13 protein-coding genes and 1 riboswitch are annotated in these 15,763 nt (G+C 65.2%); of the genes, 6 read left to right on the top strand and 7 right to left on the bottom strand.

What is annotated here, in order from left to right:
- The 4 genes from Q0G75_RS00810 to Q0G75_RS00795 all read left to right on the top strand — a co-directional run bounded on the left by Q0G75_RS00810 (position 1) and on the right by Q0G75_RS00795 (position 3,969).
- A complete protein-coding gene (locus Q0G75_RS00810) occupies positions 1-1,125 on the top strand; it encodes an ATP-binding cassette domain-containing protein (protein ID WP_294414591.1) in 1,125 nt (374 codons plus the stop codon).
- A gap of 216 nt (positions 1,126-1,341) precedes the next feature.
- Positions 1,342-2,358: a GTP 3',8-cyclase MoaA gene (moaA, locus tag Q0G75_RS00805; RefSeq protein WP_294414590.1), complete on the top strand. Its 1,017-nt coding sequence runs from the start codon at positions 1,342-1,344 to the stop codon at positions 2,356-2,358.
- Between the two features lie 27 nt (positions 2,359-2,385).
- A complete protein-coding gene (gene moaC, locus Q0G75_RS00800; protein ID WP_294414589.1) occupies positions 2,386-2,889 on the top strand; it encodes a cyclic pyranopterin monophosphate synthase MoaC in 504 nt (167 codons plus the stop codon).
- Between the two features lie 168 nt (positions 2,890-3,057).
- Positions 3,058-3,969, top strand: coding sequence for a diacylglycerol kinase family protein (locus Q0G75_RS00795; protein WP_294414588.1), 912 nt, complete (start codon positions 3,058-3,060; stop codon positions 3,967-3,969).
- A gap of 189 nt (positions 3,970-4,158) precedes the next feature.
- On the opposite strand, the gene Q0G75_RS00790 is transcribed toward Q0G75_RS00795, so the two are convergent.
- From Q0G75_RS00790 to Q0G75_RS00765, 6 genes are all read right to left on the bottom strand, one after another.
- Positions 4,159-4,725, bottom strand: coding sequence for a VanZ family protein (locus Q0G75_RS00790; RefSeq protein WP_294414587.1), 567 nt, complete (start codon positions 4,723-4,725; stop codon positions 4,159-4,161).
- 149 nt (positions 4,726-4,874) lie between these two features.
- Complete coding sequence (gene ribE, locus Q0G75_RS00785) at positions 4,875-5,342, bottom strand: 6,7-dimethyl-8-ribityllumazine synthase (RefSeq protein ID WP_294414586.1); 468 nt, start codon at positions 5,340-5,342, stop codon at positions 4,875-4,877.
- Between the two features lie 54 nt (positions 5,343-5,396).
- Positions 5,397-6,596, bottom strand: a complete 1,200-nt coding sequence (locus tag Q0G75_RS00780) for a bifunctional 3,4-dihydroxy-2-butanone-4-phosphate synthase/GTP cyclohydrolase II (RefSeq protein WP_365910374.1) — start codon at positions 6,594-6,596, stop codon at positions 5,397-5,399.
- A gap of 61 nt (positions 6,597-6,657) precedes the next feature.
- Entirely contained in the window at positions 6,658-7,338 is a 681-nt protein-coding gene (locus tag Q0G75_RS00775; protein ID WP_294414583.1) for a riboflavin synthase, read from the bottom strand.
- The gene (gene ribD / locus Q0G75_RS00770) at positions 7,320-8,687 is read right to left on the bottom strand and encodes a bifunctional diaminohydroxyphosphoribosylaminopyrimidine deaminase/5-amino-6-(5-phosphoribosylamino)uracil reductase RibD (protein WP_294414582.1); all 1,368 of its coding nucleotides are present in this window, start codon (positions 8,685-8,687) and stop codon (positions 7,320-7,322) included. The genes Q0G75_RS00775 and ribD overlap by 19 nt, the downstream gene beginning before the upstream one ends.
- A 180-nt stretch (positions 8,688-8,867) precedes the next feature.
- Positions 8,868-9,058, bottom strand: a riboswitch (FMN riboswitch).
- Between the two features lie 173 nt (positions 9,059-9,231).
- Positions 9,232-10,572 carry a coproporphyrinogen III oxidase family protein gene (locus Q0G75_RS00765; RefSeq protein ID WP_294414581.1) on the bottom strand — a complete coding sequence of 447 codons (1,341 nt, stop codon included), beginning with the start codon at positions 10,570-10,572 and terminating at the stop codon, positions 9,232-9,234.
- Positions 10,573-10,822: 250 nt separating this feature from the next.
- On the opposite strand from Q0G75_RS00765, the gene Q0G75_RS00760 reads away from it, so the two are divergent.
- Positions 10,823-12,334 (top strand): sodium:alanine symporter family protein, encoded by a 1,512-nt coding sequence (locus Q0G75_RS00760; protein WP_294414580.1) that lies wholly within the window; start codon positions 10,823-10,825, stop codon positions 12,332-12,334.
- A 246-nt stretch (positions 12,335-12,580) separates the two neighbouring features.
- Here the strand turns inward: Q0G75_RS00760 and Q0G75_RS00755 are convergent, their stop codons facing one another.
- Positions 12,581-13,504, bottom strand: coding sequence for a DUF2797 domain-containing protein (locus tag Q0G75_RS00755; protein WP_294414579.1), 924 nt, complete (start codon positions 13,502-13,504; stop codon positions 12,581-12,583).
- Between the two features lie 518 nt (positions 13,505-14,022).
- Between Q0G75_RS00755 and hisZ the strand changes: the two genes are divergently transcribed.
- On the top strand, positions 14,023-15,735 hold the full coding sequence (gene hisZ / locus Q0G75_RS00750; protein WP_294414578.1) for an ATP phosphoribosyltransferase regulatory subunit: 1,713 nt from the start codon (positions 14,023-14,025) through the stop codon (positions 15,733-15,735).
- Positions 15,736-15,763: the final 28 nt, after the last annotated feature.

The following is a 15,763-nucleotide window of genomic DNA, read 5'->3' as shown; positions in this document are numbered from 1 at the left end:
ATGAGCCTTGAAGTAGACATCGAGAAGAAGTTCAAAGGGTTCCGGCTGCAGGCGAATTTCTCTGCAGGGGATGAGACGCTGGGGCTTTTGGGCGCATCGGGGTGCGGCAAAAGCCTGACCATGCGCTCCATCGCCGGCATCGAGCGCCCCGATTCGGGCAAGATCGTGGTCAACGGCACGGTGTTCTTCGACCGTGCGCCCGGCAAGAAGGCGCGCGTGGACCTTTCGCCGCAGCAGCGCAAAACCGCCCTGCTGTTCCAGAACTACATGCTGTTCCCCAACCTGACCGTGGCGCAGAACGTGGCGGCGGGCATCGCCAAGGACGTATCGCCGGCCGACCGCGATGCCATGGTGCAGGCCGAGCTCAAGCGCTTCGGCCTGTCGGGCTTCGAGAAGCGCTATCCCGTGCAGCTCTCCGGCGGCCAGCAGCAACGCGTGGCGCTTGCGCGCATGCTCGCGGCGCGTCCGGGCATCCTCATGCTCGACGAGCCGTTCTCCGCGCTCGATGCGCACCTGAAAAGCGTTCTGGAGCAGAACCTGGTCAGCCTGTTCGACGCGTTCCGCGGCACCATCCTGTACGTGTCGCACGACATCGACGAGGCGCTGCGCTTCTGCGACCGCATCGCCGTGGTGGAATCCGGGCACATCATGGAGATGGGCACGGGGGATGACCTGGTGAACCGCCCGCAAAGCCAGGCGGGCATCAAGCTGTCGGGCTGCAAGAACGCCACACCGGCGCAGCGCCGCGGGTCGCATACGGTGTGGCTGCCGAAATGGGGCGTGCAGGTGGAAACGGCCTCTGAGGTGCCTGAGGGCGTCAAATGCCTGGGCGTACGCGCGTTTTATCTGCAACGCGCCGACGGCCTGGGACGCAACTGCTTCCGCATGCGCGTGGACCGCGTGAGCGACTCGCGCTTCGAGCGCACGGCGTTGCTGGGCTTTCTCGATCGCAGCCCCGAAGCGGCGCCTGCGGTGGAGCGCACCGAGGACGAGATGAAGTACCTGCACCAGCACCTGTTCTGGCGCGTCGACAAGCTGAAGACGGATGCCGCGCTTCTGCCGCATGAGGGCGAGGAGCTGTGGATCCGCATCCCCGACGACAAGCTGTACCTGGTGCAACGCTGATCCCGGCGCGCTTGGCTGCGGTCGGGCGTGTTTCGGTTTGGGACAGCGTCGCGGGCGCTTCGGCTCGAGGGCGACTTCGAGCTGTCTTTGCAGTCGCCGCGGCGCAAGAAGTTTTCGGCGAACGGGTTTGCTGGTTCGGTGGGACAATTGCTACCGAGCCGGATACATTCGCTTCGCCCGTGGTACACTGGGGATTCTGAAACGAGAGGGGACCTCATGAAGGACGGACACGGCCGCACCATCGATTACCTGCGTATATCGTTGACGGACCGTTGCAACTACCGTTGCATCTACTGCATGCCGGAAGAGGGCGTGCAGTCCATGTGCCATACCGATATCCTGCGCATCGAGGAGATCGCGCACGTGGTTCGCGTGTTCTCGAACCTGGGCATCAAAAGCGTGCGCTTGACCGGCGGCGAGCCGCTGGTGCGCAAGGGCGTGGTCGACCTGGTGCGCGATATCAACGACACGCCCGGCATCAAGAACATCTCGCTCACCACCAACGGCGTGCTGCTGCCGCGCATGGCCGACCAGCTGCGCCAGGCGGGGCTTTCGCGCGTGAACATCTCGCTCGACACGCTCGACGCCGATCAGTTCCACGCCATCACGCGCCGCGGGTATCTGCAGGAGGCCCTCGACGGCATCGATGCTGCGCTGACGGCCGGGTTCAACCCCGTGAAGATCAACGCGGTCGCGGTGCGCCAGCTGCATCAGGATTACCTGGCGTTCGCGAAGCTTTCCATCGACCGCCCGCTGCATGTCCGCTTCATCGAGTACATGCCCGTGGGCGAAAGCTCGGGATCTAACGGCTGCGGCTGGGGTCCCGACGATGTGATCAGCTGCGAGGAGCTGTTCGAGATCATCAACCGGCAGGCGCGTGCCGAGGGCCTGGCCGAGCTGGTGCCCGCCGGTAAGCACCAGCCGCTCGGATGGGGGCCCGCGCGCTACTTCGAGTTCCCCGGTGCGAAGGGCACGGTCGGCTTCATCAGCCCTATGAGCAGGCATTTCTGCGGCGAATGCAACCGCATGCGCCTTACGGCCGATGGGAAGCTGCGCCCGTGTTTGTTCAGCGACCGCGAATACGACATCCGCGGCATCCTGCGCAGCGGCAAGCCAGAAGATGAGGTCGACCGGGATTTGGCCGACATGTTCCGCACGGCGCTCGGCGCGAAGCCCGACGATCACGACGACATCATCGGCACCGAACGCCGCATGTCCCAAATAGGTGGATAGGGAGATTTGATTTTAAGGAGAGTGAATATGACTGAGCAACAGCATTTGACGCATATCGATGAGAAGGGCGATGTGCGCATGGTCGATGTGTCCGAGAAGGACATCACCAAGCGCGTGGCCGTGGCCGAGGGCTTCATCAGCATGCATCCCGACACGTTGGCGCTTATCGTCGAGGGTAAGGCGGCTAAGGGCGACGTGCTGGCATGCGCACGCGTGGCGGGCGTCATGGCCGCCAAGCAGACCAGCACGCTCATCCCCATGTGCCATCCGCTCAACATCACGAAGGCGAAGGTGGAGTGCGAGCCGGTGCACGCAGGCGAGCGCGAGGACGGCCGCGTGGGCATTCATGTGACCACCACCACGGGCGTCACGGGCAAGACCGGCATTGAGATGGAGGCGCTCACCGCCGCAAGCGTGGCGTGCCTGACCATCTACGACATGTGCAAGGCGGTCGACCGCGGCATGGAGATCATGGACGTGCGCCTGCTTTTGAAGGACGGCGGCAAGACGGGCCTGTGGACTCGCGAATAGGTTCCGTCTGCCTGACGACAGCCGGACCGCTCGACGTTGCGGCGCTTGTGGTACGCCGCCTTCGCGCGACCCCGAGGGCTTACGTACCAAAGTGCGCTTCGCCCTTGGGCTTCCGCGAATGTGACGCACCGCAAGCGCCCTCACTGACCTGAATGGACCTGTGATTCCGTGTCGAATTCTCTAGGACATATCCTGTTGATCGCCAATCCCGCCGCACAAAGCGGGGCGGGGGCTGCTGCGGCTGAGCGTGCGGCGGCGAATCTGCGCGCGGCGCTTGGCGAAGATGCGGTCACCGTGGCTCGAACCGCGGGCCCGCGCCATGCGTGCGCCATCGCCGAGGGCGCACAGGGCGCGCAGACGGTGGTGGCCCTCGGCGGCGATGGCCTCATCCACGAGGTGGTGAACGGCCTGATGGCGCGCCCGGCGGGCGATCGCCCGCAGCTCGGCGTTATCCCCGTGGGGTCCGGCAACGATTATGCACGCACGCTTGGAGTGCCGGCGAAGGTTGATCGCGCATGCGATCAGCTGCTCTCGGCAAGCTCGCAGCCTGCTGATGTGGGGCGCGTGAACGGGATCTTCTTCGCCGAAACGTTGTCGTTCGGCCTGGACGCCGCCATCGCGCTCGACACCATGGAGCGCCGCAAGCGCACGGGCAGGCATGGTGCAGCGCTGTACATGGCAAGCGGTTTCGACCAGCTGTTCCACCATCTTGACCAGCGCGAATATCGCCTGCAGCTTGATGGGGGCCCCGTGATGGAGGGCAAGTCCATCACGTTCGCGGTGCAGATGGGGCCCTACTATGGCGGCGGGTTCCGCATCTGCCCCGATGCCCGCCTTGACGATGGGCTGCTCGATGTGTGCATCAGCCATCCGCCTATCACGCCCGCCGGCGCGGCGGCCATCTTCCTGATGGCCAAGGGCGGCAACCATACGCGCCTTTCCTGCATGGAGCTGCATCAGGCGCGCAGGGTGCACGTGGAGTTCGACGAGCCGCCCGCGGCACAGGTCGACGGTGAGCGCATAGAAGCGCAGACGTTCGACGCAGAGGTGCTGCCCGCGGCTTTGCAGGTGCTGCGCTAGCGCGTCGTGGTGACGTTCGCTTTCGGACGCGAAGTGGGGGCATGTGGTTTGCGCCTGCGCGTTAGCGTGATGCTGCGTTCATCTTGATGTGGGCAGCGCGGAATCGCGGGGTTTGCGTTTGCGCATAGGCTCCAACCCTAAATGCACGACGGCCCGGGATCGTTCGATCCCGGGCCGTTTCGTTTCGCGTTACCTTCTTGCCCGCAGCGTCTTGAGCACCAGGTAGCAGATGAGCGCGCCAAGTGAGGCGGCTATGGTGTCAACCAGCCAGTCCATGGGGTCGCAGCTGCGGCCGGGGGTGAATATCTGGTGGAACTCGTCGGTGACGCCGTATAGGCTCGACAGTGCCGCGGCGACGATGGGCGCCCATTTCGATAGCTCGTCAACGGGCTTCGCCACCAGCAGCGCGCCGGCGGGCCCTTGTGGCTTCAAATGGAAGCGCAGCGCGTTGCACAGCGCCGCGCCGAGCACCAGGTATTCGCAGAAGTGCCCAACGGGGCTTACGTCCACTTCGCGCCCGAACAGGGCGGCGGCTTGCGCGGACAGCCACTGCTTGACCGCGGAGAAGATGCCGGTGTTGTTGTCGATGTCGATCCCGCTGCGGCTGGACATGAAGAAGATGAGCGCCAGCATGGCGGCAACGGCGATCCAGGAGAGAATGCACGCGGTTTTGCGCTGGATTCCGCCAGTGACCTGCGGTTTTTCGGTGCCAGAAGCGTTGTCCGGTGAGGTTTGGGAAGCGTTTTCGTTAGTCATAATGCATCCCAGTCTAGCAAAAACGTCCCCGCGCGCCGGGGGCGTGCGGGGACGTTCACGAAAGGTGCGGGGGCCGATGCGCCGCTTTCGGCAGGTTTGCCCTGCATCGGAGGGAGGGCGAGCGAAGGCGGCGCAGCCCTGACCCCTGACTACAGCTGACGCAGGACGTTGACCATCTCGATGGCGCCGACGCCGCACTCGAAGCCCTTGTTGCCGGCCTTGGTGCCCGCGCGCTCGATGGCCTGCTCGATGGTGTCGACGGTCAGCACGCCCATCATCACCGGCGTGCCGGTTGCCAGCTGCACCTGGGCGATGCCCTTCGACACCTCGTTGCACACCACATCGTAGTGCGAGGTGGTGCCGCGGATGACCGCGCCCAGGCAGATGACGGCGTCGAACTTGCCGCTTTGCGCCATGCGCTGGGCCACCACGGGAATCTCGAACGCGCCGGGAACCCAGGCCACGGTGACGGCCTCCTCCGACACGTCGTGGCGGCGCAGCGCGTCAAGCGCGCCGCCGAGCAGCTTCGACGTGATGAACTCGTTGAAGCGGGCGCACACGATGCCCACCTTCATACCCTCGTTGATTACCTTGCCTTCGATGATGTTGACGGCCATGATGGCTCCTTTCTGTTGTACGAACTAAGTGCAACGCTTAACGGTACGGATCGGTTAGTCTTCCACGTGCTCGAGCAGGTGCCCCATGCGGTGCGCCTTGGTCTGCAGGTAACGGCGGTCGTGCTCCTGGGGCTCCATCTCGATGGCGACGCGCTCAGAGATCTCCAGGTTGAAGCCGGAAAGGCCGTACACCTTATCGGGGTTGTTGGTGAGCAGGCGCAGCGACTTGCAGCCCAGGTTGCGCAGAATCTGCGCGCCGCTCCAGTATTCGCGCAGGTCGGGGGCGAATCCCAGGGCCTCGTTGGCCTCCACGGTATCCATGCCCTGCTCCTGCAGCTCGTAAGCGCGCAGCTTGTTCATCAGCCCGATGCCGCGGCCTTCCTGGCGCATGTACAGCAGCACGCCGCGCCCCTCGGCCTCGATGGCGGCAAGGGCGGCATGCAGCTGCTCGCCGCAGTCGCAGCGTTTCGAGCCGAACACGTCGCCGGTCAGGCACTCGGAGTGCACGCGGCACAGCACGTCGCGCCCGTCGCCCAGATCGCCCTTCACCAGGGCCACGTGCTCCTCGCCTGTGATGTCGTTCACGAAGCCGTGCGCCTGGAACGTGCCGTACTCGCAGGGCAGCTGCACGCAAGCCTGCTCGTGCATGTGGTTGTCATGCGTGCGGCACCAGTCCTGCAGCTGCTTGATGGACACGATGACCAGGTTGTGCTCGCGCGCCAGCTCGAGCAGCTCGCTCGTGCGCATCATGGTGCCGTCCTCGCGCATGATCTCGCAGCACAGGCCGCACTGCTTCATGCCCGCATGGCGCATGAGGTCGACGGTGGCCTCGGTGTGGCCGTTGCGCTCGAGCACGCCGCCGGGCTTGGCCACCAGGGGGAACATATGGCCGGGGCGGCGGAAGTCGCCGGGCTTGGCGTCGTCGTCCACGCACTTGAGCGCGGTGATGGAGCGCTCCGCGGCCGAGATGCCCGTGGTGGTGGTCACGTGGTCGATGCTGACGGTGAAGGCGGTCTCGTGGTTGTCGGTGTTCTCGGAGACCATCTGCTCAAGGTTGAGCTTATGCGCCAGGTCGCGGCTCATCGGCATGCAGATGAGGCCCTTGGCCACGCTGGCCATAAGGTTTACGTTGGCCTGGGTGGCGAACTCGGCGGCGCAGATCATGTCGCCCTCGTTCTCGCGGTCAGGGTCGTCCACCACGATGATGACGTGGCCAGCGCGCAGCTCGTCGAGCGCCTCGGGGATGGTGTTCATGCTCATAGGTTCGTCCTTTCGGTTGGGGTTGCGGGATAGGGAAGGGGTTTGCGCCGCTGTGCTAGAAGCCGTTCGCGGCAAGGTATTCCAAGGTCAGGGGCGTAGAAGCAGGCTTGCTTGCGTTTTCGACGCCCGGCGTTTCGGTGTTCCGGTCCTTGTTGTACAGCAACCGTTGCACGTACTTGCCCACCACGTCGTTTTCCAGGTTCACCGTGCTGCCGGGGCGGTGCGAGCCCAGCGTGGTCTCGGCAGCCGTGTGCGGGATGACCGACACCTCGAACGCGTCGTCGTACAGGTCGGCCACCGTCAGGCTGATGCCGTCGACGGTGATGGACCCTTGCGCCACGATGAGCGCCATGATGCCGGCGGGGGCGCCGATGGTGAAGCGGACGGCGTTCTGGTCGCGGCGTACGCGGCGCACCGTGCCGGTGCCGTCGATGTGCCCTGAGACGATGTGCCCGCCGAACCGGCCGTCGGCCGCCATGGCCCGCTCCAGGTTCACGGGGCTGCCGGCGCGCAACGCACCCAGGTTGGAGTGCGAAAGCGTCTGCGGCATCACGTCGGCGGCGAAACCGTTGGGCAGCAGCTCGGTGGCGGTGAGGCACACGCCGTTGACGGCGATGCTGTCGCCGATGCGCGTGCCCTCGAGCACGCGGGACGCCTTGATGGCCAGCCGGCCGGCGCGGCCGGGTGCGGGAACGCTCGTCACGCGCCCCGTCTCCTCTACGATGCCGGTGAACATGCTTCGCCTCCTTGCATTGCGGGGGTCGTTGCGCCGAGCGCGTCGCGTGAAGCGGGGGTGTAGTCGGCCACGCGGGCCGCGCCCGCCGGCGCGAACGTGATCTTCAGGTCATCGCCGAGCGCGTGCGCCCTCGGGCGGCCCAGCACCGCGGCCTCGGCCATTCGCGCGGCGCCTGCGCCTGCGACGGGGCCCGGCGCGCCTGCACCTCCGACCACCTTTGGGGCAAGGTAGACCACGGCCTCGTCCACCGCGCCCTCGTCGAAGAAGGCGCCGTGGATGCCCGACCCGCCCTCTACGAGCAGCGAGTCGATGCCCTTCTCGCCAAGCACGCGCAAAAGCGGTCGGACGGCCACGCGGCCCGCGTCGTCTTGCGGGACGCGCAGCACCTCCACGCCTTGGCTCCGCAGGCGTTGCGCCTTCGCGCCGGCGTCGGTCGCGGGATCGTCTGCGTCGGCGCAGGTGGCAACCGCAAGCGGGGCCTCGCCTTGCGCGCATGAGCGCACGAGCGCGCAATCCTCGGGGATGCGCAGGCGCGAATCGAGCACTACGCGCAGCGGCTGGTTGCCGGGCTCGCCCTCGCGACGGCAGGTGAGCAGCGGGTCGTCGGCCATCACCGTGTTGATGCCCACGGCGATGGCGGCCAGGCGGTGGCGCAGCTCGTGGGTATCGCGGCGGGACTCGGGGCCGCTCACCCAGCGGGCGTCGCCGGAAGCGCAGGCGATCTTGCCGTCGGCGCTCATGGCCCATTTCGCCACCACGTACGGGGTTTTGCGGCTGATGAAGCGAAAGAAGATGGGGTTGAGCTCGTCGCATTCGCCGCGCAGCGCGTTCTCTTCCACGCGGATGCCGGCTTCGCGTAACTGGGCCGATCCCTTGCCCGCCACCAGCGGGTTCGGGTCGCGGCTGCCCACCACCACGCGCGAAACGCCGGCGGCGATGAGCGCATCGGTGCACGGGGGCTGCTTGCCGGTGTGGCAGCACGGCTCCAGCGTGACGTAGGCCGTTGCGCCGCGTGCATGGCCGCGAGCCGGGTCGGCGGCCGGCGCGGCTTCGGTGCTCTGCGCATCCGCCACGTCATCGGCGGCGCGACGCGCGCAATCGGCAAGCGCGTTGCGCTCGGCGTGCGCCTGCCCGCACTTCTCGTGCCAGCCCTCGCCGATGATGCGGCCGTCGCGCACGAGCACGCAGCCCACCAGCGGGTTCGGGTTCGTCCAGCCCCAACCGCGCCAGGCCAGCTCGATGGCGCGGCGCATGAAGCGCGCGTCATCGGCGCCGAGCGCCGCCGGTGCGGCTCCCTGCGCTCCGGCGTCCACGTTCGCCTCGCATCGTTGTTCGGGTATGCCTGCCATGGGGTGCCCTTTCTCTTGCGGCCACCCTGCGGGGTCCAGGCATGAAAAAACGCCCGCAGGGAATCTGCGGGCGTTGATAAGCGACGAATGGGGATACGCAGCGAACGCCGAGGCGCTGCCATGCATCCTTGGTGCTGCGGAATGCCGCAGCAGGCACCGGCCGAGGCCGTGTGCTCTCGTGCTCCTGTTCTTCCATCCGGACTGTAACCGTTGGTCCTGGATTCTCACCAGATCAGCCTGACGGGCTGCGATGCTGCGGCCACGGGGCCGCCTGCTTGCAACCTCCCAGGGTCGCGGACTTCGCCTTGCCGCTTCGCGCAGCTTGGGGCGTCACCGCCAGTGAGGGATTTCACCTCGCCCTGAACAGATATCTTGGTTGGGGAGTATAGGAGCGCCTTTCGCACGCTGCAAGGGGACATTTTTCACGATTTGACGCATTTCCCAGGTGAACGCGCAAAGAATCCGCTGTCAAACGGGCGTTTCGGCGCGAAAAAAGGCGGCATCTCGCGCGATGCCGCCCATCGAAAACGTTGCGATGCCCGTGCTAGTCCAGGCAGGCGCTGCAGTTCGTCTCGTCGCCGAACAGCAGGTTGTGCTCCTCGCCGTCAAGCGCATCGCGCGCCTGGTCGCGCAGGTTGTTCATGCCCGAGAGGAACTGGCGGTACAGGATGAGCGTCAGGTAGCGACCCATGGTGGTCAGCGTCAGCTCGTCGCGGGTGTCGGTGGCGAACGCGCGGTGCGCGCGGTAGAACGCCATCTCCGCCGGCAGCAGGCGCTCGATGCTGCAGCCGAAGTGCTTCTTGAAGTCGTTCTTGTCCAGGCGCAGCTGGTAGAGGTGCAGGAGGAAATAGTAGCGGGCCAGGTCGCGCTTGCTCATGACGCACTTGCCCATGATGGACATGTGGCCGGCCTCGATGGCCTCGTTGTACTCGTTCAGGCTGAACGTGTTCACGTACAGCGCGCCGTTGAGGTGCGTGATCGAGCCGCTGCCGATGCCGGGGTATTCGTTGTAGGCCACCTGCAGCTCCTCGGCGTACAGGTCGTGGTCGTGGGCGCCCTGCTGATTGAGGCGGTTGAACGTCCAGATGGTGTCGCGGCTGAAGAAGGGATGCTCGCCGCCGCACAGCACCTCGTCGAGGATCTGGTAGTAGCGGAACTCGCGGTTGTAGTCCATCTTGCCCAGCGACTTCTCCATCTTGCGCGTGGTGGCGCTTGAGACGTACAGCGGGCTGAACGTGGTTTGGCGCGCCCCGCAGGCAACGATCTTCTCAAGGTCGTCCAACAGGATGTCCTCCGTCTGGCTGGGGAAGTTGAAGATCATGTCCACGTTCACGCTGTCGAAGTAGGGCGCGGCCTGCCCGATGCGCTCGAAGATCTCCTCGCCGCTGCCGTACTTTTTGTAGCGGTCCATCTGCTTGAGCAGGTCGTTGTTGAAGCTCTGCACGCCCACGGACAGGCGCTGCACGCGGCCCTTCATCTCGGAAAGCCACGGCTCGGTAAGGTGGTTCGGGTTCGTTTCCACGCCCACTTCCTTGATATGGAAGTTGTCGCGGGCAAGGTCGATGGTCTCGCACAGCTCGTCGAGCAGGATGGTGGGGGTGCCGCCGCCGAAGTACAGCGTCTCGAAGTCCCAACCGCGTTCCTTGAGCATCATCATCTCGCGGCGCAGGTTCTTGAAGTACGTGCGGGCGATGTCCTCGTGGAACACGTAGCGGTTGAAGCTGCAATACGGGCATAGGACCTGGCAAAACGGCACGTGCAGGTACAGCATGTACTTGGTGTCGGGCTTTGGGTCGGGAAAGAAGTGCTCATCGGTAGGCTGAAGGTCGAGATGGCGTTTGGTCATCCCCTTGACAAGATTCGTGAGAAAACGTTCTGAAAGCATGTGCGCCCCTTACGCATAATTGCTCAGTATTCGGTAAGTGACCATCATAGCCCTTTGAGCGGTCGCAAGCCGGACAAGGTGAAAAAGCACAACGAGGAACACAAACGCTAGGGAATAGGGGGTCTTTTCCGGGAACCGCGAATGTTACCAATTTGTTTCAAAATAAGGTATAGTGGCGTTTCCGTGGATTCTTGTGCGTACGCACAAATCCAGGGAATCGGTTTCATATAGGGAAAAGGGGAAAGCCATCATGGATTTCAACGCATGGCTTGTCGATATCACGGGTGAGATCGACGGCTTCATGTACACGTACATCCTGCTCATCCTGCTGGTTGCAGTGGGCGTGTACTTCACCATCCGCACCAAGGGCGTGCAGATCCGCTTCATCAAGGACATGTTCAAGCAGCTGACCGAGAAGAAGCACGTGCAGGGCGAGCGCTCCATCTCGTCGTTCCAGGCGCTTATGGTCTCCACGGCCAGCCGCGTGGGCACGGGTAACATCGCCGGCGTGGCGACGGCCATCGCCACGGGCGGCCCGGGCGCCGTGTTCTGGATGTGGCTTATGGCCCTGGTGGGCGCGGCATCGGCCTTCGTCGAGTCCACGCTCGCCCAGATCTGGAAGGTGCGCGGCACCGACGGCGAGTTCCGCGGCGGCCCGGCCTACTATATCCATCAGGCGCTCGGCAGCCGCAAGCTTGGCGTGCTGTTCAGCGTGCTGCTCATCCTGTGCTTCGCGTTCGGCTTCAATGGCCTGCAGGCGTTCAACGCATGCAGCGCGCTTGAGTACTACATCCCCGACTACGCCACCAACGGCGTTGCCGTGGCGGCCGGTCTGGGCCTGGTGGTGTTCACCGCCGGCGTCATCTTCGGCGGCTCCAAGCGCATCAGCGTGATCACGTCCATCATCGTGCCGGTCATGGCCATCGCCTACATCGCCATCGCGCTGTGGACCACCATCGCCAACATCACCTGGCTGCCCGCCGTGTTCGGCCTGATGTTCCAGAGCGCCTTCGACTTCCAGTCCATCTTCGGCGGCTTCGCCGGCTCGGTGGTCATGCTCGGCATCAAGCGCGGCCTGTACTCCAATGAGGCAGGTATGGGTTCTGCTCCTAACGCCGCCGCTACCGCCAGCGTTTCCCACCCGGTCAAGCAGGGTCTCGTGCAAAGCCTGTCGGTCTACATCGACACGCTCGTCATCTGCACCTGCTCGGCCATGATGGTGCTGGTGTTCTACGTGCAGGATCCCGCCGCGGCCGAGGGCCTCAACGGCATGCCGCTCGTGCAGATGGCCGTGAACAACTCCGTGGGCCCCGTGGGCATCCACTTCATCACGTTCGCCATCTTCATGTTCGCCTACTCCAGCCTCATCGGCAACTACTTCTACGCCGAGAGCAACTTCCGTTTCATCAAGAACGACTCCAAGGCGGCGCTGATCATCTTCCGTCTGGCGTGCCTGGCGGTCATCTTCTACGGCGCGGTGAACAGCTTCGACTTGGCTTGGAACCTGGCCGACATCTTCATGGGCCTCATGGCCATGATGAACCTCATCGCCATCCTGCTTTTGGGCAAGTGGGCGCTTGCGGCGCTGAAGGACTACTCCGAGCAGCGCGCCGCCGGCAAGGACCCGGTGTTCGTGGCCGACAACGTCCCGGGCATGCCGCAGACCGACTGCTGGCACCTCGACGAGGTGAAGGACTTTGGCGACGGCCCTGTGAAGGAGTACTTCGAGGACGCCATGGACGCCGACGTCAACGAAGCGTAAAGCCTGCGACTACTGTCGTGGGCGCGGCCGTGCGAGGGTCCGCCAAGGTGTCACATGCGAAAGCGATGCGTGCGAAGATCGCGCGTGCTAGATTTCTCGCATGTGAAAAGCGCCGTTCGCGATGGACCCATCGTACGCGAGAAGGGCTTTTGCGAAGGCTGTTTCGCGTGACATAAGCTTGCAAACGAAGCGCCGCTCGGGAAACCGGGCGGCGCTTCTTGCGTTTTCGGGCACAGGTCGGGTGCGCTAGAACAGCGAGATCTGCTGGGGCTCGCTGGCGTATTCGCAGGCGATCTCGTCGTCCAGGAACTCGATTTCGTGGGATTCCCAATCCTTGATGGGCGCGATGAAGTTCGTCCCGTCCTGCCAAAACACCAGGTTCGCGCCGACCATGCCCGCGCACACGCCGCCGCACACATCCGCGAAGCCTTCGCCTTCGGGCAGCTGCATGGTGTGCGCGTCGGGGGACGGCCCGCCGAAGTAATACGGCGAAAGGTCAAGCGCGTCCTCGGGCGAGAAACCCGCCTGCGTCACGGCGCTGACGTCTTCGAGCCTATCGGCCGCCGCGCGCAGTTCGCGGCAAGCTTGCTCGAAGCTGTAAGGCGCATCGGCCAGCAGTTTCGCCTTGAGCGACGCGCGCATGGTCTCGGCCACGCCATCTTGCGCGCACAGCGCCGCTTCAAGTGCGCGGGCGTCGTCGGCGCAGGTGAAGCGTCCGACTACGCGTGCCGCGCGGGCGCCTTGCTCGAGCAGGCGCTCGATGCCGCGCGTCTCGCTCGATATGCCCGCCTTCACATAGCCCGGCGCGAAATACGCCAGGTACACGTAGTGCGGCGTTTGGTTGTACTCGCGCTGCTGCGGCGAGATGTAGCTGCTGAAGTAAAACGACGGGTTGAAGCCGGTCGCCTCGATGCACGCCGGGCACATGTCCTCCTTGCCGTCGGGCAGCAGCTCCGCGCTCAGCGGGCACGTGCTTTGTTCGTGCGTCCAGAGGTCGATGCGGCCGATGCAGCGCCGGCGCGGGAGTCGGCGCAGCGAGAACGTGCGTCCGAGCACGGGCACGTAGCCGACCGTGCCCTCGTCCAGGTCGTTGATCGTAAGGTAGGGCCCATCGACGCTGAAGCCGTAGCCGGCAAGGACGACGGTATGGTCTGCGAACAGGTTCGGCATGGCGGTGCTTTCTGTGACGGCGTTCTTGTTTGCTTCGCCCGCGATGCGTTCATCCCGCGTTGCGAATGGGAACGATTATGACGTTTCATGCCCGAAAAGGGGAGTTTTCCGAATTTTCCGAACGAGAAGAACGCTGCCGGAGGGCGTTCGGGACTCGATCGGCGGGCAAAAGGGCGTTCTTTCGAGCAAAGAAGCAGGTTTTGCGGGATTTTGCGGGGCGCGAGCGCTGCTTGGGCGTGTACGGTTGCGTTTCGCTCGCGTCCTATTTTCGGAATACTCGCAATCTTGGGCATGAAACGCCGAAATCCTTCTTCGCGAAGGCTTGCGAACCGCTCTCCTCGACGCGTTAGTCCGCTTCTGCAAAAAATCGGTCAAGTTTCTTGCTTTATCACTCTACTGTGCTAAAGTATCGAACAGCACTTGGGAATGGCGCTGCGGAAGCGCCCGCAATCGGCGGCCATTTCCTCATCTGCAACCGAAAACGGGCGCATGCCCGCAACCGCATGATGAAAGGCAGGATGAACCAGATGAACTTCGTGACGCCTTCGGGTTTCCGCGACGTGCTCACCGACGAGGCGGTGCTGCGCGAGCAGGCGGCCCAAGCGGTGCAGGCCAACATGGCGGCCAAGGGCTACCTTCCGGTGGAAACGCCCACGCTCGAGGTGATGGACGTGCTGCAGGCCGGCGGCAGGCTGCCGGGCACCCCGTTCAAGCTCTTCGACGCGCGCGGCGACCTTCTTGCCATGCGTCCCGACGTCACGCTGCAAATCGCCCGCATGTGCGCCACGCGCCTGGCCGGCCAGCCCGGGCCGTTCCGTTTCCGCTACATGCAGCGGGTGTTCCGCGAGGCCGAGGGCCAGACGCGCGCCGAGCCGCGCGAGACCACGCAGATGGGCGTCGAGCTCATCGGCCAGGCGGGCGCGGCGGCCGACGCCGAGGTGGTGGGCCTGCTGGCCGAGTCGCTCAAGCTCGCCGGCGTGGCCGATTTCAAGATCGCGCTCGCATCGGTGTCGGTGCTGCGCGCGCTGCTCGCAAGCTGCGGTGCTGAGCCGCAGTGGCGCCAGGCCGTGCTCGACGCGTACCACACGTCGAACTTCGTCACGCTCGACGAGCTGACCGCAGGCGACGGCGCACAGGGCGTTCCGCCGGTGTTCGCCCAGGCCATCGGCAAGCTCGCCCGCATCCGCGGCGGGCGCGCCGCCATCGCCGAGGTGCGCGAGCTGGTGGCCCCGCTGGGCTGCGAGACGGGCCTTGACGGCCTGGAGCAGGCATTCGACCTGCTGGAGGCCGCGGGCCTGGCCGACTGCATCCAGGTCGACTTCTCCGTCATGAGCAGCTTCGACTACTACACCGGTATCGTGTTCGAGGCCTACGCGCCGGGGCTGGGAAGCCCGCTGGGCAGCGGCGGGCGCTACGACAATACCATCGGGGCATACGGCGAAAGCCGTCCCGCAGCCGGCTTCGCGTTCTTCCTTGAGCGCGCCATGGCCGCCGCCGCGGCCGCCGATGAGCGCTCCGCGTCGGGCACCGGCCAGCGCCCGCTGCGCATCGCCGTGCCGAAGGGCTCGCTCAATGCCGACTCCATCGCGTGCCTGGCGGCATGCGGCCTGGACGTCACGGGGCTGGACAACCCTGGCCGCCAGCTCATCATCCGCAACCCGGGCGTGGAGTACATCATCGTGCGCCCCTCCGACGCCCCGGCGTTCGTGGAGCTCGGCGCGGCCGATTGCGGCATCTGCGGCGAGGACTCGCTGCTCGAGGCGCAGCCCGAGGTGGTGGAGCTGGCCGACCTGAAGTTCGGCTCCTGCCGCTTCGTGGTGGCCGAGCCCGCCGGCGCCGCCGAGCAGACCGCCGAGCATTACCGCCGCTTGGGCTCCATCCGCATCGCCACGAAGTATCCCAACATCACGCGCGCCCATTACGCGAAAACCGGCACCCAGGTCGAGATCGTGAAACTGCACGGAAACATTGAGCTGGCACCATTGACTGGATTGGCCGAGCGCATCGTCGATATCACGGCCACGGGCACCACGTTGCGTGAGAACAACCTGGTCATCGTGGAGGATGTGCTGTCCTCGACGGCCCGCTTCTTCGCCAACGGCACCTCGCTGCGCACCGATGCGCGCATCGTGGAGCTGGCCGACGCCATGCGCGCCGGCGCCGCGGCAGGCAAGTGGGAGGCCACGGTCATCGCCGGCGGCGTGCAGTCGCCCGAGCCGGCGACCGAATAACAGCTGGTCAGGGCTTCGCGCCCGCAGG

Source organism: uncultured Senegalimassilia sp., assembly GCF_934636665.1.
Taxonomy (GTDB): domain Bacteria; phylum Actinomycetota; class Coriobacteriia; order Coriobacteriales; family Eggerthellaceae; genus Senegalimassilia.
The sequence above is the reverse complement of the archived record's forward strand: the minus strand, read 5'-3'. Positions and strand labels throughout refer to the sequence as shown.

Coding starts and splice junctions, on each gene's coding strand:
- Q0G75_RS00810 (WP_294414591.1), top strand. CDS start 1: ATGAGCCTTGAAGTAGACATCGAGAAGAAGTTCAAAGGGTTCCGGCTG.
- moaA (WP_294414590.1), top strand. CDS start 1,342: ATGAAGGACGGACACGGCCGCACCATCGATTACCTGCGTATATCGTTG.
- moaC (WP_294414589.1), top strand. CDS start 2,386: ATGACTGAGCAACAGCATTTGACGCATATCGATGAGAAGGGCGATGTG.
- Q0G75_RS00790 (WP_294414587.1), bottom strand. CDS start 4,725: ATGACTAACGAAAACGCTTCCCAAACCTCACCGGACAACGCTTCTGGC.
- ribE (WP_294414586.1), bottom strand. CDS start 5,342: ATGGCCGTCAACATCATCGAAGGCAAGGTAATCAACGAGGGTATGAAG.
- Q0G75_RS00780 (WP_365910374.1), bottom strand. CDS start 6,596: ATGAACACCATCCCCGAGGCGCTCGACGAGCTGCGCGCTGGCCACGTC.
- Q0G75_RS00775 (WP_294414583.1), bottom strand. CDS start 7,338: ATGTTCACCGGCATCGTAGAGGAGACGGGGCGCGTGACGAGCGTTCCC.
- ribD (WP_294414582.1), bottom strand. CDS start 8,687: ATGGCAGGCATACCCGAACAACGATGCGAGGCGAACGTGGACGCCGGA.
- Q0G75_RS00765 (WP_294414581.1), bottom strand. CDS start 10,572: ATGCTTTCAGAACGTTTTCTCACGAATCTTGTCAAGGGGATGACCAAA.
- Q0G75_RS00760 (WP_294414580.1), top strand. CDS start 10,823: ATGGATTTCAACGCATGGCTTGTCGATATCACGGGTGAGATCGACGGC.
- Q0G75_RS00755 (WP_294414579.1), bottom strand. CDS start 13,504: ATGCCGAACCTGTTCGCAGACCATACCGTCGTCCTTGCCGGCTACGGC.
- hisZ (WP_294414578.1), top strand. CDS start 14,023: ATGAACCAGATGAACTTCGTGACGCCTTCGGGTTTCCGCGACGTGCTC.